The 1,357-nt window shown below is 67.1% G+C and carries 1 protein-coding gene; it reads right to left on the bottom strand.

Going from position 1 to position 1,357, the window contains the following annotated elements; genetic code table 11:
- A partial coding sequence (gene istA / locus ACLF3G_RS29435) for an IS21 family transposase (RefSeq protein ID WP_430672929.1) occupies positions 1 to 1,336 on the bottom strand: 1,336 nt, incomplete at its 3' end.
- Positions 1,337 to 1,357: the final 21 nt, after the last annotated feature.

Raw genomic sequence — 1,357 nt, 5'->3', positions numbered from 1 at the left:
ACTCCACGGCAACCAGTACAGCCTGCTCGTCGTGCTGCAGCACCAGGGACAGGATCTCCACCATCTCCCGGTCACCACCCGACCTGCCGTGCAGTTGCCGCTGAAGCTGCCGGAATGCCTCTGGCAGCTCGGCAAAGGGCGCGCCGTTGCGCAGGGCGCCAGGCTTTCGCTGGACCACGGCCAGGTAGTGGCGCCAATCATAGACCGTCCGGCCCTGCCCATGCGATCGCTCGATGATCCGCTGGTGCTCGCAAAGCACGGCTCCCTCGGCGACTATCACGATGCGCTCGGGATAGATCCGCAGGCTGACCGGACGATTGGCGAAGGAGGCGGGCACGCTGTAGCGGTTGCGGTCGAAGTGCACGAGGCAGGTTGGCGAGACCCGCTTGGTCTCATCCACGAAGCCGTCGAAGACCCGTCGGACCGGCATCAGGCAGTCCACCTCCTGCCTCCAGACCGCGGCGACGCTGCCGGGTTCGGCACCGTGCGGGATCTCCTCCCACAAGGCGAAGCATCGCTGTTCCAGCCAAGCATTCAGCGCCTCCAGGCTGGCGACCTGCGGCATGGGCTGCCACAGCCGGTGCCGGGTGTCCTGAACGTTTTTCTCGACCTGACCCTTCTCCCAGCCCGATGCCGGATTGCAGAACTCGGGCTCGAACAAATAGTGGCTCGCCATGGCCAGGAAGCGGGCATTGACCTGCCGCTCGCGGCTCGGACCGATCCGGTCCACGGCGGTGCGCATGTTGTCGTAGATGCCGCGCTGCGGCACGCCACCCAGCACGCGAAAGCCGTGGTTGTGGGCGTCGAACAGCATCTCGTGCGTCTGCAGGAGGTAGGCCCGCACCAGGAAAGCCCGGCTATGGCAAAGCTTGAGGTGGGCGACCTGCAGCTTGGTGCGCTCGCCGCCGATGACGGCATGTTCCTCGCTCCAGTCGAACTGAAACGCCTCGCCCGGGCCGAAGGCCAGCGGCACGAAGACGCCGCGGCCGGCGGTCTGCTGCAGGCGCAGCCAGTCGTCCCGCCAGGCGTGCACAAAGGCAGCAACCCGCCGGTACGAGCCATTATAGCCGAGCCCGGCCAGCTCCGCGTGGAACTGCCGCGCCGTGCGTTTCTGTTTGCGCGGCCTGCGGGCATCCGTCCGCAGCCAGGCCGCCAGCCGCTCGGCGAAGGGATCGAGCTTGCTGGGGCGATCGGGCGTCCTGAAAACAGGCTCCACCGCCTCGGATCGCAGGTACTTGCGGATGGTGTTCCGCGACAGGCCGGTCCGGCGAGCGATCGCCCGGATCGACTGGTGCTGCCGGAAATGCCAGCGCCGGATAACGCTCAACAACGCCATGTCCAACACTCCCGCTGCCCC

Origin of the sequence: Falsiroseomonas sp. HC035 (assembly GCF_050563525.1) — a bacterium.
Taxonomy (GTDB): Bacteria; Pseudomonadota; Alphaproteobacteria; order Acetobacterales; family Acetobacteraceae; genus Falsiroseomonas.
The sequence above is the reverse complement of the archived record's forward strand: the minus strand, read 5'-3'. Positions and strand labels throughout refer to the sequence as shown.